Origin of the sequence: Shewanella sp. SP2S2-6 (assembly GCF_031931965.1) — a bacterium.
Classification (GTDB): Bacteria; Pseudomonadota; Gammaproteobacteria; order Enterobacterales; family Shewanellaceae; genus Shewanella; species Shewanella baltica.
On record NZ_JAUOEQ010000033.1, the window covers coordinates 26,639 to 52,949 of the forward strand.

At 46.3% G+C, this 26,311-nt stretch carries 20 protein-coding genes; 9 read left to right on the forward strand and 11 right to left on the reverse strand.

The annotated features are described in order from the left end of the window. Positions 1 to 74 precede the first annotated feature (74 nt). Positions 75 to 785, forward strand: a complete 711-nt coding sequence (gene deoD / locus Q4Q57_RS17820; protein ID WP_006086929.1) for a purine-nucleoside phosphorylase — start codon at positions 75 to 77, stop codon at positions 783 to 785. A gap of 190 nt (positions 786 to 975) precedes the next feature. On the opposite strand, the gene Q4Q57_RS17825 is transcribed toward deoD, so the two are convergent. After that, on the reverse strand, positions 976 to 2,010 hold the full coding sequence (locus tag Q4Q57_RS17825; RefSeq protein ID WP_409438199.1) for a YtjB family periplasmic protein: 1,035 nt from the start codon (positions 2,008 to 2,010) through the stop codon (positions 976 to 978). A 79-nt stretch (positions 2,011 to 2,089) separates the two neighbouring features. Between Q4Q57_RS17825 and serB the strand changes: the two genes are divergently transcribed. Together serB and Q4Q57_RS17835 are read left to right on the forward strand one after the other, a co-directional pair. Continuing rightward, positions 2,090 to 3,070, forward strand: a complete 981-nt coding sequence (serB, locus tag Q4Q57_RS17830) for a phosphoserine phosphatase SerB (RefSeq protein ID WP_311891585.1) — start codon at positions 2,090 to 2,092, stop codon at positions 3,068 to 3,070. A gap of 128 nt (positions 3,071 to 3,198) precedes the next feature. Next, positions 3,199 to 4,194 carry an alpha/beta hydrolase gene (locus Q4Q57_RS17835; RefSeq protein WP_311891586.1) on the forward strand — a complete coding sequence of 332 codons (996 nt, stop codon included), beginning with the start codon at positions 3,199 to 3,201 and terminating at the stop codon, positions 4,192 to 4,194. On the opposite strand, the gene Q4Q57_RS17840 is transcribed toward Q4Q57_RS17835, so the two are convergent. Continuing rightward, positions 4,191 to 6,572 (reverse strand): PilZ domain-containing protein, encoded by a 2,382-nt coding sequence (locus Q4Q57_RS17840; RefSeq protein WP_106651294.1) that lies wholly within the window; start codon positions 6,570 to 6,572, stop codon positions 4,191 to 4,193. The two genes, Q4Q57_RS17835 and Q4Q57_RS17840, sit on opposite strands and share 4 nt — an antisense overlap. Positions 6,573 to 6,675: 103 nt before the next feature. On the opposite strand from Q4Q57_RS17840, the gene radA reads away from it, so the two are divergent. Beyond that, on the forward strand, positions 6,676 to 8,040 hold the full coding sequence (gene radA, locus Q4Q57_RS17845; RefSeq protein WP_311891587.1) for a DNA repair protein RadA: 1,365 nt from the start codon (positions 6,676 to 6,678) through the stop codon (positions 8,038 to 8,040). A gap of 81 nt (positions 8,041 to 8,121) precedes the next feature. On the opposite strand, the gene Q4Q57_RS17850 is transcribed toward radA, so the two are convergent. Beyond that, positions 8,122 to 8,493 carry a PilZ domain-containing protein gene (locus Q4Q57_RS17850; RefSeq protein ID WP_006082695.1) on the reverse strand — a complete coding sequence of 124 codons (372 nt, stop codon included), beginning with the start codon at positions 8,491 to 8,493 and terminating at the stop codon, positions 8,122 to 8,124. 199 nt (positions 8,494 to 8,692) lie between these two features. On the opposite strand from Q4Q57_RS17850, the gene torR reads away from it, so the two are divergent. Further along, positions 8,693 to 9,403 carry a two-component system response regulator TorR gene (gene torR / locus Q4Q57_RS17855; RefSeq protein WP_106651293.1) on the forward strand — a complete coding sequence of 237 codons (711 nt, stop codon included), beginning with the start codon at positions 8,693 to 8,695 and terminating at the stop codon, positions 9,401 to 9,403. Here the strand turns inward: torR and torT are convergent. Then, positions 9,400 to 10,479, reverse strand: a complete 1,080-nt coding sequence (gene torT / locus Q4Q57_RS17860) for a TMAO reductase system periplasmic protein TorT (protein WP_409438198.1) — start codon at positions 10,477 to 10,479, stop codon at positions 9,400 to 9,402. The two genes, torR and torT, sit on opposite strands and share 4 nt — an antisense overlap. Before the next feature lie 58 nt (positions 10,480 to 10,537). Between torT and torS the strand changes: the two genes are divergently transcribed. Beyond that, positions 10,538 to 13,630 carry a TMAO reductase system sensor histidine kinase/response regulator TorS gene (gene torS / locus Q4Q57_RS17865; protein WP_311891588.1) on the forward strand — a complete coding sequence of 1,031 codons (3,093 nt, stop codon included), beginning with the start codon at positions 10,538 to 10,540 and terminating at the stop codon, positions 13,628 to 13,630. A 92-nt stretch (positions 13,631 to 13,722) separates the two neighbouring features. Here torS and torD read toward each other — a convergent pair whose 3' ends face one another. The 4 genes from torD to torE form a co-directional block, all read right to left on the reverse strand. Continuing rightward, positions 13,723 to 14,337: a molecular chaperone TorD gene (gene torD / locus Q4Q57_RS17870; RefSeq protein WP_311891589.1), complete on the reverse strand. Its 615-nt coding sequence runs from the start codon at positions 14,335 to 14,337 to the stop codon at positions 13,723 to 13,725. A gap of 90 nt (positions 14,338 to 14,427) precedes the next feature. Next, positions 14,428 to 16,917, reverse strand: coding sequence for a trimethylamine-N-oxide reductase TorA (gene torA, locus Q4Q57_RS17875; RefSeq protein ID WP_311891590.1), 2,490 nt, complete (start codon positions 16,915 to 16,917; stop codon positions 14,428 to 14,430). 15 nt (positions 16,918 to 16,932) lie between these two features. Further along, a complete protein-coding gene (gene torC / locus Q4Q57_RS17880) occupies positions 16,933 to 18,111 on the reverse strand; it encodes a pentaheme c-type cytochrome TorC (protein ID WP_311891591.1) in 1,179 nt (392 codons plus the stop codon). A 43-nt stretch (positions 18,112 to 18,154) separates the two neighbouring features. Next, positions 18,155 to 18,331: a trimethylamine N-oxide reductase system protein TorE gene (gene torE, locus Q4Q57_RS17885; protein WP_006082688.1), complete on the reverse strand. Its 177-nt coding sequence runs from the start codon at positions 18,329 to 18,331 to the stop codon at positions 18,155 to 18,157. A 525-nt stretch (positions 18,332 to 18,856) separates the two neighbouring features. Here torE and Q4Q57_RS17890 point away from each other — a divergent pair. Next, positions 18,857 to 20,209 carry an NCS2 family permease gene (locus Q4Q57_RS17890; RefSeq protein WP_006082687.1) on the forward strand — a complete coding sequence of 451 codons (1,353 nt, stop codon included), beginning with the start codon at positions 18,857 to 18,859 and terminating at the stop codon, positions 20,207 to 20,209. Positions 20,210 to 20,271: 62 nt separating this feature from the next. On the opposite strand, the gene Q4Q57_RS17895 is transcribed toward Q4Q57_RS17890, so the two are convergent. From Q4Q57_RS17895 to Q4Q57_RS17905, 3 genes are all read right to left on the reverse strand, one after another. Next, entirely contained in the window at positions 20,272 to 20,703 is a 432-nt protein-coding gene (locus tag Q4Q57_RS17895; protein ID WP_006082686.1) for a CBS domain-containing protein, read from the reverse strand. Positions 20,704 to 20,818: 115 nt separating this feature from the next. Continuing rightward, positions 20,819 to 22,720: a GNAT family N-acyltransferase gene (locus Q4Q57_RS17900; protein ID WP_012587052.1), complete on the reverse strand. Its 1,902-nt coding sequence runs from the start codon at positions 22,718 to 22,720 to the stop codon at positions 20,819 to 20,821. Between the two features lie 4 nt (positions 22,721 to 22,724). Further along, a complete protein-coding gene (locus Q4Q57_RS17905) occupies positions 22,725 to 23,849 on the reverse strand; it encodes a UDP-2,3-diacylglucosamine diphosphatase (protein WP_311891592.1) in 1,125 nt (374 codons plus the stop codon). Between the two features lie 823 nt (positions 23,850 to 24,672). Here Q4Q57_RS17905 and Q4Q57_RS17910 point away from each other — a divergent pair. Together Q4Q57_RS17910 and Q4Q57_RS17915 are read left to right on the forward strand one after the other, a co-directional pair. Next, on the forward strand, positions 24,673 to 25,263 hold the full coding sequence (locus tag Q4Q57_RS17910; protein ID WP_311891593.1) for a hypothetical protein: 591 nt from the start codon (positions 24,673 to 24,675) through the stop codon (positions 25,261 to 25,263). Further along, the coding region (locus tag Q4Q57_RS17915) for a DGQHR domain-containing protein (RefSeq protein ID WP_311891594.1) at positions 25,263 to 26,311 on the forward strand (1,049 nt) is incomplete at its 3' end. The genes Q4Q57_RS17910 and Q4Q57_RS17915, both read left to right, overlap by 1 nt.

The following is a 26,311-nucleotide window of genomic DNA, read 5'->3' on the forward strand; positions in this document are numbered from 1 at the left end:
TCGATTTGGCGGCTGACATTTGCCGTCAGTAAACAAAGACTTAAGTCTTAATAAAATAAACAGGGGTTATTTCGATGGCAACACCACACATTAATGCTGTAGAGGGCGCATTCGCTGAGACAATGCTGTTTCCAGGCGATCCATTACGTGCAAAATATATTGCTGAAACATTCTTAGAAAATGTTGAGCAAGTGACTGATGTTCGAAACATGCTAGGTTTTACTGGTACTTACAAAGGTAAGCGTATTTCAGTAATGGGTTCTGGCATGGGTATTCCTTCATGCTCTATTTATGCAACTGAATTAATTCGTGATTACGGCGTTAAGAACCTGATCCGTGTGGGTACTTGTGGTGCGATCAGCACTGACGTTAAAGTACGTGACGTGATCATCGGTATGGGTGCATGTACTGACTCAGCGGTTAACCGTTTACGTTTTAAAGGCCAAGATTTTGCCGCTATCGCTAACTATGAGCTGATGAATGCGGTTATCGAATCTGCGAAAGTTCGTGGCACTAAAGTTCGCGTAGGTAACATTTTCTCTGCGGACCTGTTCTACACTCCTGATCCACAAATGTTTGACGTGATGGAGAAGATGGGCGTATTAGGCGTAGAAATGGAAGCGGCGGGTTTGTACGGCGTTGCCCATGAGTTTGGTGCGCGTGCCCTGTGCGTTGTGACTGTATCTGACCACATCCGCACCGGTGAAAAGACTTCTGCAGAAGAACGTCAAACCACATTCAATGACATGATCATCATGACATTAGAAGCGGCGATTACACTGTAACTGTTACGCTGTAAGAGTGTGCTACTGAAAAAGGGTTCGCAATGCGAACCCTTTTTTATGCCAATTTTTAGCGGCTGTTCTATTCGACTTTGTTATTAATGGTTTGGTTATTAGAAATTGCTTGTTTATGGCTTATCTAGAGCTTAGCTATCAATAGATTAGTGATTTACCTTATCTATCGAAATAGATATTAACCTGTTGAATCTGTGTCGAGATCACTTGGTTCACTGGGTGTTTTTGGCGTCGAGGTTTCGGCCGCAGCGGCTGTTGCTTTAGTCGCGTGTTTTACCCGACGGACACTTTTCACTTTAGGTTTAACCTTAACAGGTGCCGCTTGTTCCGCATCGTTTGCCGCGTTTTCAACTGCTGTATTATCCTGTAATTCCAATGATTTTTTTGACGTTTTTTCGGCCTTAGTTTGCACGCTGGTCTGAGTGAGCTTATCGGTATTTGCCTCTGTCACTGCTTTTGGCGCCTTAGTGGGTTTAGCCGCTTTTTCTTGTGGGTTATCAGTGGTCGACACCAGTTGATCTTCGGTTAGCTCTTGCGCCAAACCATCATTAACACTTTCTGATGGCTCTTCAGCTATGGATCGTTTCTCAGGTTTTTTCGGCGCTTGACGCAACTTAACCCGAAAGCGGCGGCGGTCGAAGTCGGCACGTTTGAAAGACAAAGAGCGTGAAAGCAACATACCAATCAAGCCTGCAACCAGCAGCATGATTTGTTGTTGCTCCATGTTTAAATTATGGGCTTCTTTGATTTCATTGAAAAATAACTTGGTATCAAGCCTGACTTCGACATAACCTAGATTTTTCCCTTCTTGGATCACGGGCTCTACATAGGGAGGATATTTGCTTAGCAGCAAATTCATTTCTTCCGAGTCAGGATCAACTACATCCTTAGTGATGCTTTGAGCGAAGGATAGCCGCATGCCTTGGTCACTGAAGATGGCGGCGGACATCACCTTAGGATCTTCCACTAAAGCGCTGGCGAGCCATTGCAACTGCTCATCATTTTGCAGTTGTAGCGCGGGTGCTGCACCATAAGCAGTTTGCTGTACCAGTAATCTGGCCATCTTTTGAGTTTGGGACTTTAGAAGCAACTGACCTTGTAGTAGGCTTGTCTGCCATAATTGCACTAAGCCGAATATTAAGGCGAAGGCGGCGGCAATTTGGATCAGTCTACTGATTTTATGGCTTTTCTTTAGCCCTTTAAGATATAACACTTTGACCCTTAAAATGTAGAGCGCTTGCCTAATCATAATTGATTCTGAGTGAGCCCGATAGTTGGAGAATTTAAGTCCGATGGAAAGCTTGAACCAAGATGCGCTTTTTTTGTGGTTAGTCTCTGACCATTCCCCAAGGTTTGAACACCAAGGGCAAGTGTTTGAACGTTATCAAGAGTCAGCATATCCCGCTGGTGTTTCACGTGTGCGAATTATTTATCAAGATGCCGCGGTAGAGGGCGCAATATCGGCCTGGATTGCGGCATTGCCTTCGTCTGATGTTATCGGTATTTCACATATCGAACGCCAAGTCGGCTTACATTGTATCGAGTTGGCACTGGTAAATTTGCCTTCTCAGGCGCAGTTAGTAGCATTCCCGCAGTCTTTGGCTGAACTGCATGTCATCAATTTTGATTTACCTCGTTTGAACCATCCCGGCTTATTAGTGATGGACATGGACTCCACGGCGATTCAGATTGAATGTATTGATGAATTAGCGGCCATGGCGGGTGTTGGCGAGCGCGTGGCGGCGATTACTGAACGTGCTATGCAAGGTGAGCTAGATTTTGAGCAGAGTCTGCGTCAGCGCGTGGCACAGCTTAAGGGCGCCGATGCCAGTATTATCACGACCTTGTGCGACAACTTGCCTTTAATGCCTGGGCTTGAGTCCATACTGTTAGAACTTAAATCCCATGACTGGCGTTTAGTGGTGGCATCTGGCGGCTTTACGCCTTTTGTGGGTCATTTAAAACAGCTTCTAAGCTTAGATGCGGCCTTTGCTAATGAGTTAGTCATCACTGATGGCAAACTCGCGGGTGAAGTGACGGGTAAAGTCGTGGATGCGCAGTTTAAGGCGGATGTGGTTGAGCGTTGCAGTGAGCAGTGGGACATTCCCAAAGGTCAAAGCGTCGCTATCGGCGATGGCGCCAATGATATCCCTATGGTGATGGCAGCGGATTTTGGTATCGCTTTCCATGCTAAACCTAAGCTGGCAGCGGCGGCGGATGCCAATATTCGCCACCTCGACCTGCGCGTTTTACCTTATCTGTTGCAAATCTAGGTTATTCATTTATTTGAAATATGAGTCGAGATGAAAGCCTAAATCAGGGCTGAGTTAGAGTAATGACTCTTGTCTTTTATTGATGAGCTGGTAGTTTAGGGAGATTGATAAACTACCAGTGACTCATTTTGACTCAGCTCGCTCAAGGCTCAACATCACCCATTTCACAGTCTTCAATCTTTCTGCAGTACCGCGATGGCCAACTGCATCTACGTCAGTTATTACCGTCGGTGCCTGATTTTTCTAAGACGCCTATTCTCATGCTCCATGGTGCCATGTCTAACGGTCGGGTGTTCTATAGCCAAAGTGGCCGTGGCCTAGGTTGTTTTTTGGTTAAGGCGGGATTTGTGGTGTATGTGTTGGATACCGCTGGCAGAGGGCTCAGTTTGCCGAAAATCGATCGGGATTTTACCTTAGGGCAAGGTGAAGTGATCCGCGAGCAATTACCTTTAGTGCAGCAGGCGATTCTCGAGTTACATCAAAAAGCCTGCCAAGAACAGGCGGCTAAGCATGATTGCAAAATCGTGCCGCCTTCGCAGGTGCATTGGTGCGCCCATTCATGGGGCGGGGTGTTAATGGCGAGCAGTCTGGCCCGTTATCCTGAGTTACAACAAAGTGTTCGTTCATTGCTGACCTTCGGTAGCAAGCGGACGATTCGGGTTAAATCCTTCAAAAAGTGGTTAATGGTTGATGTTTTTTGGAATCGTTTAGCGCCAGGTTTAGCTATGGGCCAAGGTTACCTTGCTGCCGATAAGCTGCGCATCGGTATGGACAATGAGAGTCGCGCCTCATTAGTTCAAAGTATCGATTGGGTGCGAGGAGATTGGCTCGATCACGACGATGGATTTGATTATGCGAAAGCGGCAACATTCGCTAATTGGCCACCAGCTTGGTTTATCTCAGGGCAGAGCGATACTGTGCTTGGGCATCCAGAAGATGTGGCTGATATGGTCGCAGAGTGCGGCTTTAAACGGGTGAAATCAACGCTTCTTTCTAAGGATAATGGTTTTAAACATGATTATGGTCATGCCGATATGCTGACGCATATAGATGCTAGCAGTGATCATTTTCCTAAGATTAGGGATTGGTATTTAAGTTTTGATCTGGCGGTATTAAACAATTAAGACTGTTTTTTATGGATTGCAGGGTATCTTAGTTCAACCTCTTGGGTAATATCTAACAGTTCACCGACACCAATTATCCGCCATAACTGTTCTTCTAATTGTTTAGCTTTATGGTTTGCATGAATATTAATGTATTCCAATTCGCGACGCAGATAACTCATGTCTGGCTTTTCAGTCGCACCTCGGTAAACGCGTAGGGCGAGGAATCGGCCTAACGCTTTGCTCTGATTGATAAAGGTTATCTGAGCATCCACATCACCGACTTCTGTGGCTGAAGTGCATTTCAAAAAGATTTTGCCACGAGATTGACGTATCAACTGGACAAACACTTCAATGAAATCCATATCTTGCTGGGGTTTCATCTGGCGAATAGGTTCGAGGATATCCCGCTTAAAGAATCCATCCTTTAGCAGCGGTGCTAAATTATATTGCAGAGTATCTGACGTGCCAGCGGCAAAAATATCGCTGATCTCATCCTGTTGTGTACCTACGCCTAAACACGCGACTTGAGCCGATTTTGTCGTTTTTTCAACAAAGTAGGGCACAGAATGCAAATCATGCATCAAAATATTTTTTAAACCATCGGCAAGTTCATTCGCTTCACTATTGTTCTCAGTCAGTTGTTCTAACTTTTCCTTATTATGGGCAATCAGTTTATTTAAAAACTCGACCCCCACATGGGGTGTATGGCCCATGACTGCGGTTAAATGCAGTGTTACACCATTCTTACGGGTGCGCACTAAACGGTAAGGGAGATTATCTAACTGTGTTTTCCCCGCAATGGTTTGTAGTTTAGGGAAGCTTAACAGTAGAGGTTTATTCGATGAGAACTCTGTCGGATTGTCTAAGGTTAATTGCATGCCACGGCTAGAAATATCTAAAGTAATGCCCGTGGCTTTTAGCTTGTCTTGCGTCACGTTGACTAAGGTTTTAAAGGCGAAACGAGCCTCTTGGCGTCGCTCGCTAAACTGCATGGAAACTAACTTAATTTGATTGGCGGTTAATCGTTGTTGACCAAAGGTTTTAAGGGCATTGGCATTACTGTTGTCTTGCCAGGCTTTGTAATGCCCTCTGGCATCTTCATTGCTGATATCGATGAGCTGCAGTAAATGACTAAACTGCGATAACTGCTGTTCGACCAGTGGGCTGAATTTAGCCTCATCGCCCGGCAGGGTTGCGCGGCGATAGCCCTTATCATGATAAATTTTATCTTGGGTAACTTTAAAGATCCGCCAGCTAGGTTTGGTCGATGCAAAGCCTAGGAATAAAGGCATCATGCCCTTAGCTTTAAGCTCCGCTAAGGTGGCAGAGTAAAAATATAAGCAGCCTTGGGCATTATAGGTAAAGCTAAAAAATAGCCCGTGGTCGGGATTTTCTGGATGACTCAGCAATGCCGATACTCGGCTTGGGGTCAGCATGGCTGGTAATTGGCTGACATCATTTTCATCTTGAAAGTAATGCACTATCTGTTGGTTGTCACGGCTGAGCAGCATGTGACTCAAACCTTGGGTTTGAGTATTGAAATACAAAGGCAAGTGGGGCAGGTGAGGTAAATAATGGCGTTCAAATCCGAGTCCTGTTGCACTCACTATCACATCATTGACATCTACCTTGTAACGCAGTTTATAGCCGCGGATTAAATTGCCGAGCATTTCACTTAAGGCTTCACTGCCACCAAGGCGTTTGAGCCTTAGCCAAATATATTCGCCATTGGTTTGGCTATCGACAATCTGATAATCCACGCCGAGCTGGAGATCGGGATAGTAAAACTCTTCACTGAGTTCCAGTAACTTAACTTTGAGTGGTTGGTCGAGATCGAAGGGATGATTGGCGGCGAGGCGAATACGGGCACCGCCGATAGATAAATCTGCCGTGATCCCAGGTACTTCACCTCGACCGGATTGTGATGCCGCAATGCGAATACTGTAATTCATCCGCTCCTCAGCGCGGTTGAAATAACTGCCTAATACTACGCCTGGCACCATAAAAGGTTCTGGTTCGGCGGCTTCAACCTGAGTCACACCTTGGCGTAATTTTACCCGACGCTGTTGATGGGCATTGAGCACATATTCATACACACCTAAGGTATATTGGTTGCGAAACAGTGACATGGCCTCATGCATACTGCTTTTGGCTGGCTCATCTAAAAAATGTCGCTGTTGACCTAACATGACTTCAGTACAAGGAAGCTCTGATTTATCCCTGAGATCGATAATTCGGGTGCAAGGCGAAGCCAAACGACTCAATTCCATTTTCACAAGAAAACGGGTCGAATTGGTTTCATCTATCGTCAGCTGCTGAAAAATCTCTTGGAAGTTAGGTTCCATGAGTAACGGCTTGAGCTGTTCGATGAGTGCACTGTGGTTATCTAGACTCATGTAGGGTTCTTTTCTAATGCTGATTTTATGCCGTGCTGTGTTAGTCTTATGTCGGCAGTATTCATCGTTACTTAAATTGATTTTATACAGATTTTAATAAGTTATGGCAAAGAATAAAACGGCGTACGTATGTAATGAGTGTGGACAAGACTTTCCCCGTTGGCAAGGGCAATGCAGTGCTTGTCAGGAATGGAATACGATTACTGAGGTCAGGCTCGGTGCGGCTTCTCCTGGGCGCAGCACTAAGTTTGTCGGTTACGCTGGTGCGAGCAGCAATGAAGTGAAGACATTAGATCAAATCGATCTTAATGCTCTGCCGCGAATATTGAGTCATTTCGGGGAGTTAGACCGAGTGCTCGGTGGCGGAATCGTGCCAGGTTCTGCCATTTTGATTGGCGGTCATCCAGGCGCGGGTAAGAGTACGCTTTTATTGCAAACCCTGTGTCATCTGGCCGAGCAAATGCCTGCACTCTATGTCACAGGTGAAGAATCCTTGCAGCAAGTGGCCATGCGCGCCCATCGCCTTGGTTTACCAACCAATAAACTGCGGATGTTGTCTGAAACCAGCGTTGAACAAATTTGCGAAGTGGCCCTCAAAGAATTACCAAAGGTCATAGTGGTTGATTCGATTCAAGTGATGCACATGAGCGATGTGGCATCGAGCCCAGGCAGTGTGTCGCAAGTACGTGAATCCGCCTCTTACTTAACGCGTTTTGCGAAGGAAAATGGTATTGCCGTGATCATGGTCGGCCATGTGACTAAAGATGGTAGTCTGGCAGGGCCTAAGGTATTGGAGCATTGTATTGACTGTTCAGTGATGTTCGAAGGCGATAGCGATAGTCGTTATCGCACCTTGCGTTCCCACAAAAACCGTTTCGGTGCGATCAACGAGTTAGGCGTATTTGCCATGACAGAGCGCGGCTTAAAAGAAGTCGCCAATCCTTCGGCAATTTTCCTTTCCCGTGGTGAAGAAGAATCTTCTGGCTCGCTTGTTATGGTGGTCTGGGAAGGCACGCGGCCGCTACTGGTGGAACTGCAAGTGTTGGTGGATAACTCGGCCATGTCTAACCCGCGGCGCGTGGCGGTGGGTATGGATGCTAACCGTTTAGCTATGCTGCTTGCCGTGATGCACCGCCACGGCGGTTTACAGATGTCGGATCAGGATGTGTTTGTGAACGTGGTGGGCGGCGTGAAAGTGACAGAAACCAGTGCCGACTTAACGTTACTCTTGGCTATGGTATCGAGTTTTCGCGGTGATATTTTGCCTAGCGATTTAGTGGCCTTTGGTGAGGTCGGGTTGTCCGGTGAAATTCGTCCTGTGCCCAATGGGCAAGAGCGATTAGTTGAAGCCGCTAAACATGGTTTTAAGCGCGCCATCGTGCCTAAGGCCAATGTGCCGAAAAAGCCTCCTGCGGGAATGGAGGTCGTGGGTGTGTCTAAGTTATCTGAAGCGCTAGAAGCGATTTAGCATCAAACGCTCTCAAGCGAGATAAACGCCCGCAAGCAAAACAGCGCCATTAGGCGCTGTTTGTGTTTATGAGCGAGTGTTTTAATCTGTGATATTGTGTTTTTCGATAAACAACATAAGTTCGCGATTCAGCAAGGAAGCATCGCCTAAGTTAAGCTCCACCATACGTTTTAGGTGGCTGATACTGTCGACGTCGATAAAGTTACACTTCAAGCCTAATTGGGCATTTTTTTGATGGACCAACTCAGTTTCCATACGGATCTCTATGTCAGATTCGGGCAAGATAAAGCTGAGGGTAATAGCATCACCCGAGTGAATAAAATTTTGCGGCTCTTCGACCAGGGCACCATTTAGACTCAAATCGAGAATGGTTGTCTCCCACTGTGCAACACCTTGTTGTAGATGTGCATTCGTGGCAAATAGAATCCGCGAAAACTTGCGCCTTTCGTCCATACCCAATCCTTTTTCTTTCATAGTCTGCTAAGTGTAGTCCCATCAGTGTCCCTAAGCATATGTCATATTGATGTGACTGTAAAAGCAGAGCAATTTTTTGTTCAATAAAGCTACCGAGATCGCATATTTAACCTTTCACTCATATGCAAATATGAAAAAGTATGAATAATTCACGTAAGTAAAATAAGAGAAATTGAAAATGGCTTACAGTGTGCTGGTTGTCGACGATGAAGCGGTTATCCGTGCGCGATTAAAGGGATATTTTGAAAAGGAAGGTTATCGCGTCGTTGAGGCGGCCGATGGCGAGCAGATGTGGTACGAGTTTAATCGCCAACATATCGATTTGATCATGCTAGATATCAATTTGCCCGGTGTCGATGGTTTGAGCCTGACCCGTGAGCTGCGCAGCCGCTCCCATGTGGGCATAATTCTGGTCTCTGGGCGGGATGAATCTATCGACAAAATCGTTGGTCTCGAAATGGGCGCCGATGATTATGTGACTAAACCTTTCGAGCTGAGGGAGTTGCTGGTTAGGGTTAAAAACCTTCTATGGCGGATTTCCCTTGTGAAGCAAGCCGAGCTGGCGGTCGCCGAAGAATTATCCCAACCGGACGATGTGTTAAGTTTCGAAGGTTATCAACTCGAACTCAACAGCCGTAAATTACGCCATGGCGATGTGTTGATCAAACTCACCAAAGCGGAATTTGAGTTACTGGTCGCATTTGCTCTGCATCCGCAGCAGGTCTTATCCCGTGAGCGTTTAATGCAGCAAACCAGTCACCGTAATCTGGATGTCAATGACAGAACCATAGATGTGATCATTCGCCGCCTTCGCAATAAACTCGACACTGAATTGTTTGTCACTGTTCATGGGGAAGGTTATTTATTTGCCGCTAAAGTGGACGATTAATGCGAGTGAGGTCGCACTTGGTACAGAGGGTAAAAGTCGGCCTCCGCTAGACTGAAATCTAATTGAGACAAAGTGTTAGAGGATGATGTTCGCTTGATGATCGCAGGGCCTATATCGCCAAATGGCTGAGCGCCTTCGAGTTGTTTCACTGTAACATCAATGGCGAGTTTTCCCTGTAATACGACTAGATCATCATTACTGTAGATGACTTTTTCCCGTTTGAGCCCACGCACAATGGCGGGGGACAAGTAACTGCTTACTAGCTTGACTCTGTTACTTAATCCCTTTTGTTTCAAGGTACTAATGGCGGCCTCAATCGCCACTGCGCTGCCGAGAATATAATCTGGCTGCTGAGCTTTAAGTAGCATCTGCAACTGGTCACGATACAAATTGCGATTATTATCGGCGTGCTGAATGGCACTAATCTTGACTTGGCTCCCTTCAAGCGCCTGACGTATACCTTGCTCAACTAAATCAGTGCCACCTAAGTTTTCTGGTCCGGCTAAGAGTGCCAAATTTGCCGTTTGTTGCGGATGTTGTGATGTTGCATCGGCTTTGATGAAGTTACCCGCCAGTAGCCCCATTTGATACCAGTTGACGCCAATATGAGTTTTGACTTGGTCGCTATTAAGTTTATTGACTAGGGCTAACACGGGTTTAGTCAGTGGCGCGGTAAATTGGGCAAGTAAATTAGGGCTGACTGAGCCCAGTAAGATGGCATCATAGTCGCCTTGCATACAGCTTTGCAGCTGAGCCAGTTGTTTATCTTTATGGTAATAACTGCCTGCTTCGAAGAGATCGAGTGAGACGCCAAGTGCTTTCGCATGTTGGATCAGTCCATAATCAATGCCAATCCAGTAGGCATCTTTAAGGTGTGGAACTAGGGCGCAGATCCGCCAAGGCTTTTGAGCTTTTGTCAGCGGTAAGTAGTTTAATGTTTGGGATTGCTGGATTTTGACATTGAATGGCGTGCGCTGCTCTAATGGCCAAGTGAGGGTTTCACTTGTCGCATAGCCTGAAAACACGAGGCCAAATGTGGCGAGTGTGAACAATCGTTGCCAATATTTTCGCATCATCCCGTATTATCCGCTAAGCATAATCTTGGATGGCATTGTAACAGTTTAAGGAAGATGTGTGGCTCCTTTATCTTTATCGCGAACCAGTTTAACCGGTCGATTAATGCTCGCCTTCAGTGTGTTAGGCGTATTGCTGATGCTGCTTGTTAGCTTAGGTAGCTTGAGTCTACATTGGCTAAAACAGGCCGATAGATACTTGTACGAAGAGTCACTCCCCGCATCCCAAGCGGCGAGGCAGCTAGTGCAAGCTTCTAATGCCTTGTCCGATGGTGTGCAGCAGTTAGGGCGGGTAGAAGATGAGCGTCAACGGGAGTTTATTGGTCGTAAACTGAGCCTTGAAAGTGTCAATATGTTTAATGGCATCAAAACCTTAACTATATTGGATGTTAACGAAGGCCAAAATCTTAACCAGCTGGCCGAACAAATCATCAGCCAATTAACCTCACTGGGCAAAAGTGTGGGTAGGCGTTTGACCATGGGCGATGAACTGCAGCTTAAGGCCCATGATTTGTCCATCGCCGCAGGACATGCCTCCGAATTACTTCAATCTGAGCTCGCCGTCGTGAATTCTGCCATCTTGGCGAAGTTGAGTCAGGCCTATCCTGATATGGCAGGCGCGAAGCGCAGCGGCCGATTACTCGACGATGTGATTGAGGGCGAACTTGATATTCAAGAGCAGCTCAATCGTGCCCTTAAGTTAGTTCATCAAATTGCCTTGTTAAGTCAGTTATTTGAATCCTCCGAATTGCAGTCAGAATTGCAATTAAGTGTGCCGAATTTGCTGGCGACGTTTGCAAGCACGAATCCTTCCCCGAGTTTTACGCTTCCTGAGCCTGAGATGGCGACGGCAATGGACAGGGCGCTTGCCCATAAGACGGATTCAGCGCTTGCTTCGAGTGACATCAATATCGATTTGATGGCACTCGATAATGTGCCCGAGATAATTCGCGATCCGGGGCGTTTGCAGGCGTTAAAAACCGAATTAGCAGTGTTAGCGCACACACCACAAATCATTAAATTACAGCGGGAATTAAGCCAAACACTGCAGCAGCAACAGCGTCAGCAGCAAGAATTAGCCGAAAAACTTTATGGACTCAATACGCTGGTGGATAGAGCCCTAAATCAACAGCAACAACAGGCTGAATTAGCACGTAGTGATTATCTACACCAATTGTCCCTTGCTAGGCTTGGGCTTTGGGGCACAGGTGCCTTGATGTTTGTGGTAATTGGCTTTGTGATCTATCGAGTCATTTATCGCGGTATCGCCCTTAGGTTAAATCAGGCGACCGAGGCTATGTCCCGCTTGAGCTTAGGTGACACGGACGTGAGTTTAGAGGCCCACGGGGATGATGAACTGACTGCGATGGCAAATGCTATCGAAGCCTTCAAGCGTAAAACTGCCCATAATCTTAAATTACAGGCTGATTTACGTCAGGTGGCAGATGAGTTGACCGAGCATAAAAAGGCGTTGGAGCAAACGGTTGCTGCCCGTACGCAAGAGCTGGCCGATACCAATAATCGCCTCGATGCCGAAGCTAAGGGCCATGCTAAAGCAAGGCAAATAGCTGAAGAGGCTAGTCAGGCAAAATCCCAATTCCTTGCGACCATGAGCCACGAAATTCGTACGCCTCTCAACGGTTTACTCGGTACATTAACTTTGCTCGGTCACAGTGAACTACCACCAGCGCAGCAGCAAATGTTAGCGCTATCGCAATATAGCGGCACTTTATTGCAAACCGTGTTGAACGACATTTTGGATTTTTCGCGCCTTGAACAAGGGAAACTCAGCCACGAGCCAAGGCCGACCGATATCAATACCTTGCTCGATGAAGTGCTGGCGATCATGGTTGCGGGTGCAAATTTAGCTGGGCTCAGCCTCAAAATGAACAAGCCTAAGTTACCAAGCTGCATCAATATCGATGGGCCTAAGTTGCGCCAAGTATTGTTCAACCTAATCGGCAATGGCATTAAATTTACGCAAGAGGGCTGCGTGACGCTAACTGTGAGTCTGCAAGGCACTCAACTGTCTTTTGTTGTGCAGGACACGGGCGTTGGTATTGTGCCTGCGGCACTTGATAAACTTTTTGTGCCCTACAGTGCTTTACCTAATCAAGGTCGCAGTCGCGGCACGGGTTTAGGGCTCGCCATTTGTAAGCAATTGGTTGAGTTAATGGATGCTAGCGGCCGCGGGATTTGGGTTAAAAGTCAGCCAGGAAAAGGCAGTGAGTTTGGTTTTGAACTCGCCTTTAATGAATGCGATATGACCAATACCAAAGCGGTAAAAGAGAGGGTGTTAGTGCCAGCTCGCCAAGTGATGGTGGTAGAAGACAATAAAGTGAATGCTATGGTGGCGCAGGGATTTTTAGCGCACTTAGGTCACAAGTCAGTTCTTGCTGTCAGTTGCCAACAGGCGCTTGAATTTGTTGAGTCTAGCGGCGTGGTTTTCGATGCTGTGATGCTGGATATTCAGCTCAGTGATGGCACTGGAATCGATTTATTGCCGCAGTTAAAAATGTTGATTGCCAATCCTAGTGTGAAATTTGCAGCCTTTACCGCCCAAATGCAGAGCGAGGATTTACAGCATTACCGCGAGGCGGGATTTGATGCTGTATTGGCTAAGCCTCTAAGTCTACAAACCCTTACAGAATGGCTTGGTGTTGCGGTTTCTCCCTTGTCTGCATCCATTTCATCATCGACCGTGAATGACCTGTTATCTGCGCCGCTTCAAGTCACAACGGAAGCTAAGATTGCAACGACAATAGCGGATGTCGATGATGAGCCGTTATTAGATCTCAAGCAGTTAGCGCAGGATAAGGATGTACTCGGCAGCGAAGCTATGATGTCTATGCTCGATCTTTTTAGTGATTCGAGTCGTGAGCAGCTTGCCAAACTGTCTCTAGCTAATCCCAAGGAAGAGGTCGCCAAATTGCTGCACGGGCTTAAGGGCAGCAGTGCCAGTATGGGATTGATAGCGTTAGCTAAATTATGTAAGGAGTTAGAGCTGGCGCTAAAAGCCAGTGCAAATAAAGACAGTGTAGATAAAGCCAGTGCAAATAACGCGTTGGAGCTTAGTGAATTTCAACGCCTTGAGTCTTGCTGGCAGACATCGATTGCCGCCTTGAGCCAATGGTTAGCTGCACAAAACGACTGAACTTGCCTGCTTATAAAACCACCTGCTCATCAACCTATTGGATAGCGTTAGCCTAAAGATAAGTCGTTCTAGAATGTTTAGCTAATTATCGCCTAAGCGGGTTCAAGCTGTGCGATATCTTGCTTAACCCAAGCTAAGGTGAGTGTGGCAACGGCACTATAAAAACCGTTTTTATCGCATTGAGTGAGTTGGTTAATAAATTTTGCTAACCAAGAGTCGATGCAGGTTTGCAAAAAGCTTAATTGGACACTGTCTTCACTGTGACAACATAAGTGCGCCATATAGGCGAGCATCACGGCCAAATGGTCGGCGGGCTCAGGGAAATGACTCTGCACTTGCAGTTTACTCTGGTGTAAAAATTCACTCATCTGCTGATGTTGCTGGCCAAACAGCATCGGTTCATCCTCACCACTTAAATACAGGCTAGCGTAGGGTGAAGCGCTGTGTTTGGTGCCAACGAGAAATAAGCCGCAGTAATCCGCCGCGAGTTCGAGTAACGCCTCATCATCTTTTATCCCATTGAGCGTGCTGCGAATTTTATCTACTGACTGAGTTAAATTAGCCTCTAGGCTAAGCTGTTCCCAGAATTGCTGCGCCGCTTCGCTGGTGAGTTCCTTAAGTCTTTGCTCGTCAACTTCGCGGGCGAACAGTGATGATAACAGCTGATAAACCAAGGCTCTGGCGTGGTTGATATCGACTTGACTCATTGTATATTCCTCAACACGCCCTAGTTTTGGCGCTAAGATTGGATGCAGAGACGCGCCGCGTTCGGCGCATCCAGCGTTTCGGTTCTAAAGTTAGATTTCGACTTCGATAGGGCCATCGAAGGAGCTGATCTTAGGCACTTTGCCTTGGTATTTCTCAAACTCGACTAAGCAAGTATAGGCTGAGCAAGCTTGGGCAAGTTTAGAGGTGCCTATGTCTAAAGTGAGGGTGTTAGGATCGCCATAACTACACAGGGCGCCGACTTCAGCCCCACCTTCAGTGCTACCATCTTTACCTACTGGCCCATACCATGCGCCTTCGTGAATCCGCACAATACCAGTAGGGAAGTTGTCCGATACCACAGCGCCCGCCAACAGTTGGCCACGGTCGTTAAAGACTCTCACTATATCGCCATCTTTGATGCCGCGCGCTTTTGCGTCGACAGGGCTGATATACACAGGCTCACGGCCATTGACTGCGTAGGTCTCGCGGTATTCTCGCGACTCACACATTTGCGAGTGTAAGCGTTTGTCTGGGTGGCATGACTGCAACCAAATCGGATGCTTGTCAGAGCCAGGGCCGCCATGGCTACGCTCGGTTTTCTCCATCCAAGTTGGGTGACCTTTACAGTCATCGTAACCGAATTGATCAATCTTACGGCTAAAGATTTCAATCAAACCTGAAGGCGTGCCTAGTGGATTGATTTCAGGATCGTTTCTAAAGTCTGCATGGCGCGTCCAGACTTCACCGTCACCAAAATGCACATAACCTTGTTTCCAGAACGTCGCAAAGTCAGGCATCTCAAACTTGCCCGCGTTGGCGGCTTTACATTCGTTATAGAGGGTTTCTAGCCACTCCATTTCGCCCATGTTACGGGTGTATTCTTTCTCTTTACCAAGTACGGCGGCAAAGCGAGTGAAAATTTCAAAATCCGACAAGCTATCAAACAGTGGCTCAACCATTTTCTGCATGGCTAAAATACCGCGGTTAGCATAGGCGCCGTAAACGTCGATATCGTTGCGCTCATAAGTAGTACAAGCGGGTAGTACGATATCCGAGAAGCGGCAAGTTGCCGTCCAGTTCACATCAACAGTGACCACACACTCAAGCTTATGGAAGGCTTGCTTCATACGGTTTCTGTCTTGGTGATGGTTCCAAGGATTATTACCCGAGAAAATCATCATCTTGATATCGGGATAAACCACTTTCGAGCCGTTAGCATCAATGGTTTTACCAGGTTCGAGAATCGCATCAATCCAGCGGGCAACCGGAATTGTGCTGCTCGCGCCCTTGAAGTCTGAGCTATCAAAGAGTGGCTTTTGATTTTCGTCCAAGTTACGGGGGAAAGCACCAGGTGCTGCGGCACCCGATGAAGGCACGCCGATACTCGAGTAGTGGTGACCATAGCTGATGCCACCACCGGGAAGCCCTATTTGGCCTATCATGGTCGCCAGTACCGCCGCCATCCAATAGGGTTGTTCGCCGTGTTGTTGGCGCTGGATACACCAACCCATCATGAATTGAGTGCGACCCTTGACTAAGGTTTTGGCTAAGTCGCGAATAACATGGGCTTCAACGCCACAGATAGGCGCGGCCCATTCTGGGGTTTTGGCGACGCCATCTTTAGTACCCATCACATAGGGCACAAACTCTTCAAAACCTAAACTGTAGCCTTGGATAAATTTATCGTCGTAGAGCTTTTTGCTGATCATCTCGTGGGCGATGGCCAGCATTAAAGTCACGTCTGTCTGTGGGTTAACGTAGAGTTGCTCACAGCCCAAATAGGCTTGGGTTTTAGTCACCACAGGGTCGATACTGATAACGCGGATCTTGCCTTGCTTCACTTTCTCTTTTAACTGCGCAAGATAGGCAAAAGATTCATGGGTTTCCGCGTTCCAACCCACTTGCAGGTTCTTGTATGGATCGTTCGACCAGAGCACGATAGTGTCACTGTGTTCTAAGATCAGCGGCCATGAGGTGCCTTGGGCATACACTTCGGTTGAACCTAACACATAGGGCAGAATCGTTTGGCCTGCACCTGTGGAGTAGTCGCCGATTTTCTTCACATAGTTGCCGTGCATCCCCACAGCACGTTGCATATGGCTAGTGCTGGAGTGCAGTTGACCCGTGGCGCGCCAACCAGTTTGCCCCGCATGCAGACCCGATGGACCGTATTGGGTTTGGACCTCATCGAGTGAGTGTTTAAACAGTGTTAATGCCTTGTCCCACGTCACGCGAACAAAGCGGAAATCACCCCTTTGTTGGGTATTGCTCTTATGGCCTTTGAGTAAAAAATCTAAGCGCACCATAGGGTAACGCACGCGGGATGGGTTATAGACCATACCCCGGATACCGTTAATCATATCCGTTGGATACTTATCTAAGTCGAAGGGTTTTACTTCGGCAATCACGCCGTTTTTGCGCTTCATTTTAAAGGCGCCGAAGTGTGAACCTGTGGTTAGCCATTCGTCTTCATTGATGCCCGTTTTGGCTAAGGCATTTAAGGGCGCTAACACTGAGCTGCCACCTAATACAACGAAAGAGGATGAGGCGATACCCTTTAAAAAGTCTCTTCTGTTCATGGTATTACTCCCGAATTAGTGCTCTTTTTTCACAAAAGTTGACGAATGTTCCTGCAGATATTTCTGCACTAGCGCTTGAGTGTCTTGGTCCATATTCACGAAGGCCAACATGCCTTGGAACATTCCCGGCCAAGTATTGGCGTCAAAGTGCGCCTCATCGGGTTGGGTATGACAAACACTGCAGCTGGAGCGGAAGGTATCGCGGGCATAACCCCAAAGTGGTTGCAGCTCGGTCAGCAGATAATCCCTATCGGTCCAGATTTGTGCTTCGATACGCTGCCATTTAAGGCCTGTCATAGGATCTTCTTTTTCTTCAAAGGTTTGGATAACACCTTCGGTTTCGGCGGCGTCTTTGGTTAACTGTGCCGACAAAATGTTCACGCCAAAGTCCATGTAGATCACGCGGCCAGCACCAATCTTTTTACGCCAGCCATCGATGCCGATCTTGATGCGTTTGCCTTGGGTTTCGAGCACTTTGACTTTCGTTGCTACGTTGAGCGTGCCAGCTTCCACATCGCCTTTATCAGTGAAGAATAAGGGTTTAGTCAGGGCGCTATAGTAAGTTTGATTCGTTTCAACTGAGCTAACACCCGATCCGACTTCTGCAATCAGTTCTGGTGCGCGGGCAGTGCCCATTTCCGGTAAATGGTGCGCAATACCTTTATGGCAATCGATACAGCTTTGGTCGATTTCTGCGGCGCGTTTCATCTGTTTTTGTGCCAGCGGTGACATGGCTTCCCATTTCATCGAGTTGTAGTTGTGGCAGTTTTTGCAGGCTAAGGAGTTGTCGCGGTCGAAACGTTTCCATTCACGGCTCGCCATTTCTAAGCGTTTAGCTTCGAATTTTTCAGGGGTGTTGACTGTGTTAAATAACCAGCCCCAGACGTCGTGGGAGGCTTCCATCTTACGGGCGATTTTACGGCTCCAATTATGGGGCACGTGGCAATCGGGGCAGGTGGCACGAACGCCAGAGTGATTCGACCAATGCACAGTTTCCTGCAGCTCTTGGTAGGGTTTGCTTTCCATACTGTGGCAGCTAATACAAAAAGCTTCGGTATTGGTGGCTTCGAGTGCAGTGTTAAATCCGCCCCAGAAGATGATACCCATGATAAAAGCGCTGATGCTGACGGCGCCTAAGGTCAGCGCTTTGGTGGGTTTGTTCAGTGTGCGCCAGAGGTTGGTTAACCACTTCATAATCGCGTCCTCAAAAAGTAACTATATGTTAAATAGATATAAATTAGTGGCCGACAACGCCGCCGAAGGCTTGGATCATCCAAATGATGAAGCCGTAAATACTGATCCCTGCGATAGTGAGCGCGGGGAAGAGTAAAAAGATGATGAACCCGAGCGCTTTTAATTCATTTTTGCGCGTGGATTTCTCTGATGTAGGTGTTTGTATGTTTGGCTTTGTCATTGGGGTCGACTCCGATCGAAAGCGATTTTTGATAGGAGCACTATAGAGGGGAGATATGAATGGACTTGCTTGCTGTGATGAATGGGGTTTGACAATATATGAAAGATTATGAAAACTTTTTAAGGGCGTAAGCTTAGCGCTGCTCTGGCAGACTTTGGTGGTGATTAATGTGAGTTCAATGGGCAGTTATTGCCTAGGTTTGGACGGTTTTTTGAACAACTGATTTCGGCTTTTGCCGCTAATTTTTTATCGAAGTGCAGGTGATGTCTTAGCTATCTTTGGGAGATTCCAGTATCATCCGCGGCCAACAACGGCTGCGTCTACATGATTAATGGCTTTTTAATCATCGCGAAGCATCACTGCTTGCAGATCATGGATTTTTCCCACAGTAGGAAAATGATGTGGATCTCTCACCCAAGTCTGATGGATTTGGGGCTCTAATCTGCCGCAGCCAGCGTCGCCAATTGCGTTTTAGGGTAATTGGTACCGACCCCATTTTAAGAGATCACAAGGTATAACAACATTATGTCTGAGCAATTGAGTTCAACAGCCGTACCCTCTGGTTCGTTTCTGGACCGTTATTTTTCTATTCAACAACGTGGCAGCACAGTTCGCCAAGAAGTGATTGCGGGATTGACGACTTTCCTCGCTATGGTCTACTCAGTGATTGTGGTGCCAAACATGTTAGGCCAAGCGGGATTTGATCCTGGTGCCGTGTTTATCGCCACCTGTTTAATTGCTTCATTTGGTTCTTTGCTCATGGGTTTATGGGCAAATTTACCTATGGCGATTGGCTGCGCGATTTCGCTCACCGCCTTTACTGCCTTTAGCTTAGTGCTAGGTCAGGGAATGTCGATTCCGGTTACCTTAGGTGCGATTTTCCTAATGGGCGTGACTTTCACGCTTGTGAGTGTGACGGGTATTCGTCAGTGGGTGCTGGCTAATTTACCTAAGGGCATTGCCCACGGTACTGGCATAGGTATCGGCTTGTTTTTACTCTTGATTGCGACTAACAGCGTGCAATTGATTGTGGCTAATAGCGCAGGCTTACCGGTGAAGTTGGGCGACATTAATAGCCTACCTGTTATTGCTACTATTCTAGGTTTAGCGGCAACTATCGGTTTAGAGCGCCGTGGTGTACCTGGCGGTATTCTGTTGGTGATTATCGCGTTATCGGTATTTGGTTTAGTGTTCGATCCGAGCGTGAAATACCAAGGTTTGTTTGCCTTGCCTGATTTAACCTCAGAGCATTCACTGATTGGTCAGCTCGATATCATGGGCGCCTTTAATCCTGTGGTATTGCCTATCGTATTAGCGTTAGTGATGACGGCGATTTTCGATGCGACCGGCACCATCCGTGCTGTGGCTGGCCAAGCGAATTTGCTCGATAAAGACGACAATATTGTCGGCGGCGGCAAAGCCTTAACCTCAGACTCGGTCAGCAGCATGGTGGCGGGTTTAGTGGGCGGCGCACCTGCGGCTGTGTATATCGAGTCGGCGGCGGGGACTGCGGCGGGCGGTAAGACAGGTTTAACTGCGACTATCGTTGGCGTACTGTTTTTATTGATGATGTTTTTAGCGCCATTAAGCTATTTAGTGCCAGCTTATGCGACAGCACCTGCTTTAATGTACGTCGGTTTGTTGATGCTGAGTAACGTGGCAAAACTTGATTTTGACGATAAAGTCGATGCCATGGCAGGCTTAACCTGCGCTGTGTTTATCATCTTAAGTTGTAATATCGTCACAGGTATTATGCTGGGCTTCGTGACCTTAGTTGTCGGCCGTATCTGTAGCGGCGAATGGCGCAAACTGAAAGTAGGCGTGCTCGCCATTACCTTAGGTTTAGTGGTGTTCTATATGGGTGGTTGGGCGATTTAAGTTAGGCAAACTGAGTGATTTAAACTGAGTTATTGTAAACAGAAGCGAGTGCAGTCTTAGGATTAGCACTCGCTTTGATTTTGTGCCCGGTATTCACAATAGGCCCGCAGTAAGTCTTTCCAAGTGACAATTCCAACCAATTTACCGTCTTCTAACACCGGCAAGCAGCCTATGTCGTTGTCTAACAAGATGCGGGTTGCTGTATCTAAATTGATGTGAGGCGCAACGGTAACCGGATTACGGGTCATCACTTGATGCACACGTTTTTGCAGGGTTTCTAAATCTCTTGCGGTTTCGGCGCTACTGCCCAAGTTGGGGCTAATGGCACGCAGCAGATCCCGCTCCGATAACACGCCTTCAAGTTGATACTCATCGACGACCAACAAGTGATGAAAGCTCGCTTGGTCGAAGATTTCCTTCGCCACAGTTAATCGGTCGTCCATTTCAACCGTGACGACTCGGGTACTCATAATATCGGCGATAATGATCGGCATGATGATCCCCTGATAAGCTTGCGCATCCTAGGATGCACTCTGTTAATGCGCTGCATTACAGTTACTTATAACAGAGTGGTGCATGTTTAGCCAACACCCATTACAAAGTTTTAACTCAAAGATCTTGGACCTCTGGCTCATCATCCGCTGTGATTGGCATCCGCTCCGATTCGGGCAAGTGCGCGCCTATGTAGCGTTGATACTTTTTGCCTTTCAGTTTGTGGGTGTCCACCAGCACTAAGCCATCGATACAATCGCCAAAGTCGGCGTCGATACCAAAGGCGAGAAACTTAACCCCATCAGCCTTACACAGCTCACCATATTGCTTGTAGAGCGTCGGCACGGCGGCGCCCATACTCGCGAGCACTTGTTTGAGCTGCTTGAAGTTACTCTGATAATCCTCGGAGAAATACAAATCATCTAACTTGGCTTTTTGGGATTTGGATAAACCAAAGGGCGACATGGAAACCGCCATCTGCTGCGCAGGCGCAAATTCCCGCGAGTAAAAGTGTACGAGCATTTCTCTGGCGCTGCCGGGCAATTGATTGCTGATAGACACTGGGCCAAATAGGTAGCGGTATTCAGGGTGTTTGGCGAGATAAGCGCCTATGCCAAACCACAGATAATCTAAGCTGCGTTTACCCCAATATTTAGGCTGCACAAAACTACGGCCAAGTTCTAAGCCTTGCTTCACGAAGGGCATAAAGCTGTCGGCGTATTGAAACAGCGATTGGCTGTAGAGGGCATTATCACCGTATTTTTCTAAGACTTTGTCGCCACTGGCAAAACGGTAGGCGCCGACAATTTCAAATTGCTCTTTATCCCACAGCACTAAGTGCTGGTAGTAGGAATCGTATTTGTCGATATCGCGGCGTTTGCCCGAACCCTCACCCACGGCGCGAAAGGCGATTTCCCTCAGGCGACCAATTTCCCGCATGATGGGATTGCTGTCGTGGTGCTGGTACAGGTAAATCAACTTGTTATCTTGCGTTTCCCCTAGCAGTTCGCATTGCTGTAGCGCCGCTTGCAGTTCACGGCGCGATTCAGGGTGGGCGATAGCACTTTGGGTGATAAACAGCGGATCTTTATCTTTGCCGATACGATACAAGTGATTTTTAAGCAGTTTTATCTTGGTCTTGAGTGGAAAGTCCATCGTGCGCACGGCTTCATTGGGAATAAGCTCGCCAATGCGGATCGGCATATTACGTTTGGCCTGTTTGAACATTTCCTTCACCAGTAGCAGTGTGGCGAGTGGCTTGTAAATCATAGATGCGCCGTAGAAGGTCGCAGAGTTTTTGGCATCTAAAAATATCGGCAGTAAGGGCGCATTACAGGAAATCGCCATTTTTAAAAAGCCAGAGTGCCATTGGGTATCACGCACGCCGTTAGGACGCAATCGCGAAACTTCGCCCGACGGGAAAATCAGCACAGCGCCTTCGTTACGCAGGTGCTGGTGGATTTTTTCTAAATGCTGTTTCGGTGTGCCGCCCGTCATATTGCGCACTGGCAGTAAGATTGAGTGCAGCGGTTCCAGCGCCATCAAGAGTTCATTGGCGACGACTTTGATATCAGGGCGAATTTCACTGATCAGTTTGATCAGCGCTAAGCCATCGAGCGAACCTATGGGATGGTTGGCGAAGATCACCACTCGGCCTTCACAGGGAATATTTGCTATCTCGTTGGCGGGCACAGTAAAGCTAAAGTCGAAACTCGCCAGCACTTGCTCGACAAAGTCCACCCCCTGTAAATAGGCATATTGATTGGCGATATCATTGCATTGTTTTTCATTGAGCAGGTAACGCAGCATGGCCTTGGCGGGTTTAGCGAGCCAAGGTTTGTCGTTGATAGAAGGCAGATTTTGTTCAACCATATTATCAACGGTAAAAATCATGCTCTTCGCCTTAAGCGCTGGTGGCTGCACGGCATGGTTATTATGGTTAAGGTTGCTGTTTAGCGTCTGGTCATTATGTTCCATAGCGTTATCTGATTGATGAGTCATGTTATTTAGTTGATTCATAGTGTTAGGCAACATCCCTTGGGCGAGTTTCGCCGGTATTTGTGTTTGGCATTTGCTGCGCTGCCGTTTTTTGTTGTTTGTTTTTGTGCGTCTCAGGTGGCTGTTGCACTAACGCTATGCTGCTGAGAATATCGAGATTGAGTGTCTGTTCATTCCAGCGACACAGCTGTAATTCACCGTTAAGGGTTTCGGTGATTAAGCTGCAGTTTTCAACCCAGTCACCGTCGTTGGCGTAGATGATCTGCCGCTGCTCAGGCGTACTTTGGGGCGTGCAGTATTGTGCTGCTCTGGGGTGAGTTGAGAGTTCTGGCTGATGGATATGGCCGCAGATTACGCCGTCAACATCGAAATGCTGGGCATAGTTGAGCACCGCTTGGCGATAATGTCCGATAGCGGCTTGAGCCTTACCCACTTTGGATTTGATGTAACTTGCCAGTGACCAATAGGGATAACCTAAGCGCTCCCGAAGGCTGTGGAGATTGCGATTAAGGAACAGCAATAAGTCATATAAATGGTCGCCCAATATGGCGTAGAAACGGCCGACACACACATCGGCATCAAACTGATCCCCGTGGAGCATCAACAATTTATGGCCGCCAATTCCGTGGTGAATATGTTGGCGGGCTATTTTGATATTCCACAGGCTTAGCTCGGCATAGGGTTTGATCAGTTCGTCGTGGTTGCCCGGCAGATAAATCACTTGGGTGCCGTTTTGTGCCAGTTCAATGAATTTTTGTAGCACCTTATTGTGGCTATCGGGCCAATGCAGCTTACGTTTCAGCGCCCATAAATCGACTATGTCACCGACCAGATACAAGTGCTGACAATGCACGGTTTCAAGCAAACTGAGCAGGTAGTCGGCCTTGCAATCCTTACAGCCTAAATGGATATCCGATAGCCAGAGGGCGTTAACTGTGATGCTTGGGGTAAGGGGTGAAGCTGTCTGGTCTGAAGTTAATGCGGATGGGGTAAAAGAAGCTGAATTGAAACGATTTGAGGATGTTGGTGAAGCTGTCGGAACTGATGTAGGTGTTTGCGTCGAGCGGTTAAAGATAGGAGGTGAAAGGCTGGGGTCATTTATCTGTCCCTGCGCTGTTGTTTCAAATTCCTTGAAATTAAATCCTGTCATCTCGTATTCACCCCATTAGGCTGTTAACGAATATGAGCTTAGTGAGGGGCTTTGACTGAATGATGAAGTTTAGATGACATGCAGATGACAAAAGGTGGATTAGCCTAGACTGAACCTGTCAAGATTCACATCAGGATGCAATTAGAACCGACAGGTTGATTTAACTCACTTCTGCCTTAAAGTAAGACAGTTGATCTACGCGCATTACGCATCAATTGACATTGTTTCCCCAGTGACACGCCGCCCTTGCATTTAACAAGAAGCGTCCCTGAGGGCTCTACTAAAACATCCTGTTTTAGAAGGTCACAGGTGCAACAATGCCAATCTTAATTAACACTTCTGCTGTTCGTTTAGCTAAAAAGCTATTGCCCCATTCCTTGTTTCGGCCCGTTAGGTCAACCGAAAATTCCCACACCTGCTGCCATACAAATTCTTATCTATTTGCCTATGTTTGGACTTACCAGAAATCGGCTAACAATGTATGGGTATACAGTCATATTTAAATTTAGGTGTTTTGGTATGATTTTCAGACAAAATCAGTGTGCACTAATTCCATCCGCAATAAATAAAACTTCATAAAATCAACTAACTATATCGACTGGCTTTTAGTTAATAGGTTTGGAAAACGCGCATGCGCGTTTTCCCAGATGGTGTATTTGATAAAAAGCTGATAACTTCTGCATAAACATATAGTTAACTGTGCGCGTTTTTACTGGTCTAACGTGATAAACGCGCATGCGCACTAATAAAATGTTATGCAGAATGGTGTGTACTAAAATATATCTATGTTATAATTCAGAGGGTTAGAGAAGGTATTCGAAAAATGATTAAACCGATTCAGTACATAGTCGATCCCTTTAAAGTGATCAAAAATGATAAAACAGAGTTTTTTATATGGTTTGTTTTTACTATCCTTGCGGGTCAATTAGGTATATTGGCTAATATAATAATCCGCTATTTTTCATATTCTATACCCGTATCGCAGTCAATATACCTAGACTCTGCTACGGGGAGTTTTTATACGTATGCAATAGCAATAGCGGCGTCTGCACTAGGACCGCTTTTTGCTAATTTTATAAAAAACAAGAAACCAGAATTTACATCTTTAAAGATTGTCTCAATTATTCTTGTTATCTTCTTTTTGGTTTTATCTGGTATAACTTATGCGGCAGTACAGATGAAATCTCTTTCATCAGCTCCTTTAGCGTTTGATTTAACAATAGATTTACCACAGTTTACAATTTATATAATTGCAATATTTATTGGTTTATACACATATTGTTTGCTAAAAATTTCCTCTCCGGACTATGGCCATCTAGATGATAGTTTTAACAAGCAAGATGATGCTACAGTTAAAGAAGTAGTATCCGAAAGTAAAAAATTGAAAGATGATGGCACAGGTGTGAAATTATAATGAAAACTAGATACCTATCAGTGAAACAGCCAATTGGAGATTTCTATCTCACATCTTTGGAGGCTTCAATTTTAGCCAAGATCGCTGATGCAACTGCCCGAGGAGAGCATCCTGATGCAGTGCAACGTGAGCAGTCCAAGGCAAGAATAAAAGAAATTGCTGAATACACGTCTGATACAGATGCAACATTTCCTACACCAATCATTGTTGCTGTTGACATGTCAGCCAATGTTAGGATTGATGAGGATTATATTTATTTTGATGAGAATGATATTATTGGTGATGTAATTGATGGACAACATAGATTAGAAGGTTTGAAGAGTTCTAGCTATATTAATGATTTTCAATTGCCCGTAGTTTTTATGTTTAATCTTGAGCCATATCAGAGAGCATATGTTTTTTCCATTATAAATAGTAAACAAACACGTGTGAATATGTCACTCATTTATGACTTGTTTGCACTCAGTAAAACAAGAAGTCCTTACAAAACCTGTCATGAAATTGCTCGAGCATTGAATAAAGAATCCACTTCACCATTCTATCGAAGATTGAAAATGCTAGGTAAAAAAGAAAAAGATCAAGAGCTTGCATCTTTATCACAGGGAACTTTTATTAAGTATTTTTTAGAGCTAATATCCAAGAATCCCGATAAGGATAGTCGTGATATTAAGAGATGCATAACCCTTGAGGATGATCAAAGTCTGCCCCTTAGAAGTTATTTTATTGATGAGAATGATTCTGTTATTCACAAGATAATTTTAAACTTATTCTCTGGGCTTCGTGATGTATTTACCCAGGAGTGGGAAGACCCAAATAGATTTATACTATCCAAATCGATTGGTTTTGGTGCAATTATTAAAATTTATCCAGAATTACACAAAGCTGGTATAAAGGAAAATGATCTCAGTCGTGATTTTTTCATTAAAGAGTTTACTAAAATCAAGAAAAATCTTGATTTTAAAGGTATTAAAATTACTTCTGAAAACTATGGTTCTAATGAGCAGGCTCGCACAAAGTTAGCTCAAGACTTGCTAGATGCATATTCTGC

What these genes read in the sequence shown, in the direction of transcription:
- deoD (WP_006086929.1), top strand. Translation starts at nt 75, where the DNA reads ATGGCAACACCACACATTAATGCTGTAGAGGGCGCATTCGCTGAGACA.
- serB (WP_311891585.1), top strand. Translation starts at nt 2,090, where the DNA reads ATGGAAAGCTTGAACCAAGATGCGCTTTTTTTGTGGTTAGTCTCTGAC.
- Q4Q57_RS17840 (WP_106651294.1), bottom strand. Translation starts at nt 6,572, where the DNA reads ATGAGTCTAGATAACCACAGTGCACTCATCGAACAGCTCAAGCCGTTA.
- radA (WP_311891587.1), top strand. Translation starts at nt 6,676, where the DNA reads ATGGCAAAGAATAAAACGGCGTACGTATGTAATGAGTGTGGACAAGAC.
- Q4Q57_RS17850 (WP_006082695.1), bottom strand. Translation starts at nt 8,493, where the DNA reads ATGGACGAAAGGCGCAAGTTTTCGCGGATTCTATTTGCCACGAATGCA.
- torR (WP_106651293.1), top strand. Translation starts at nt 8,693, where the DNA reads ATGGCTTACAGTGTGCTGGTTGTCGACGATGAAGCGGTTATCCGTGCG.
- torT (WP_409438198.1), bottom strand. Translation starts at nt 10,479, where the DNA reads ATGATGCGAAAATATTGGCAACGATTGTTCACACTCGCCACATTTGGC.
- torD (WP_311891589.1), bottom strand. Translation starts at nt 14,337, where the DNA reads ATGAGTCAAGTCGATATCAACCACGCCAGAGCCTTGGTTTATCAGCTG.
- torA (WP_311891590.1), bottom strand. Translation starts at nt 16,917, where the DNA reads ATGAACAGAAGAGACTTTTTAAAGGGTATCGCCTCATCCTCTTTCGTT.
- torC (WP_311891591.1), bottom strand. Translation starts at nt 18,111, where the DNA reads ATGAAGTGGTTAACCAACCTCTGGCGCACACTGAACAAACCCACCAAA.
- torE (WP_006082688.1), bottom strand. Translation starts at nt 18,331, where the DNA reads ATGACAAAGCCAAACATACAAACACCTACATCAGAGAAATCCACGCGC.
- Q4Q57_RS17890 (WP_006082687.1), top strand. Translation starts at nt 18,857, where the DNA reads ATGTCTGAGCAATTGAGTTCAACAGCCGTACCCTCTGGTTCGTTTCTG.
- Q4Q57_RS17895 (WP_006082686.1), bottom strand. Translation starts at nt 20,703, where the DNA reads ATGCCGATCATTATCGCCGATATTATGAGTACCCGAGTCGTCACGGTT.
- Q4Q57_RS17900 (WP_012587052.1), bottom strand. Translation starts at nt 22,720, where the DNA reads ATGAATCAACTAAATAACATGACTCATCAATCAGATAACGCTATGGAA.
- Q4Q57_RS17905 (WP_311891592.1), bottom strand. Translation starts at nt 23,849, where the DNA reads ATGACAGGATTTAATTTCAAGGAATTTGAAACAACAGCGCAGGGACAG.
- Q4Q57_RS17910 (WP_311891593.1), top strand. Translation starts at nt 24,673, where the DNA reads ATGATTAAACCGATTCAGTACATAGTCGATCCCTTTAAAGTGATCAAA.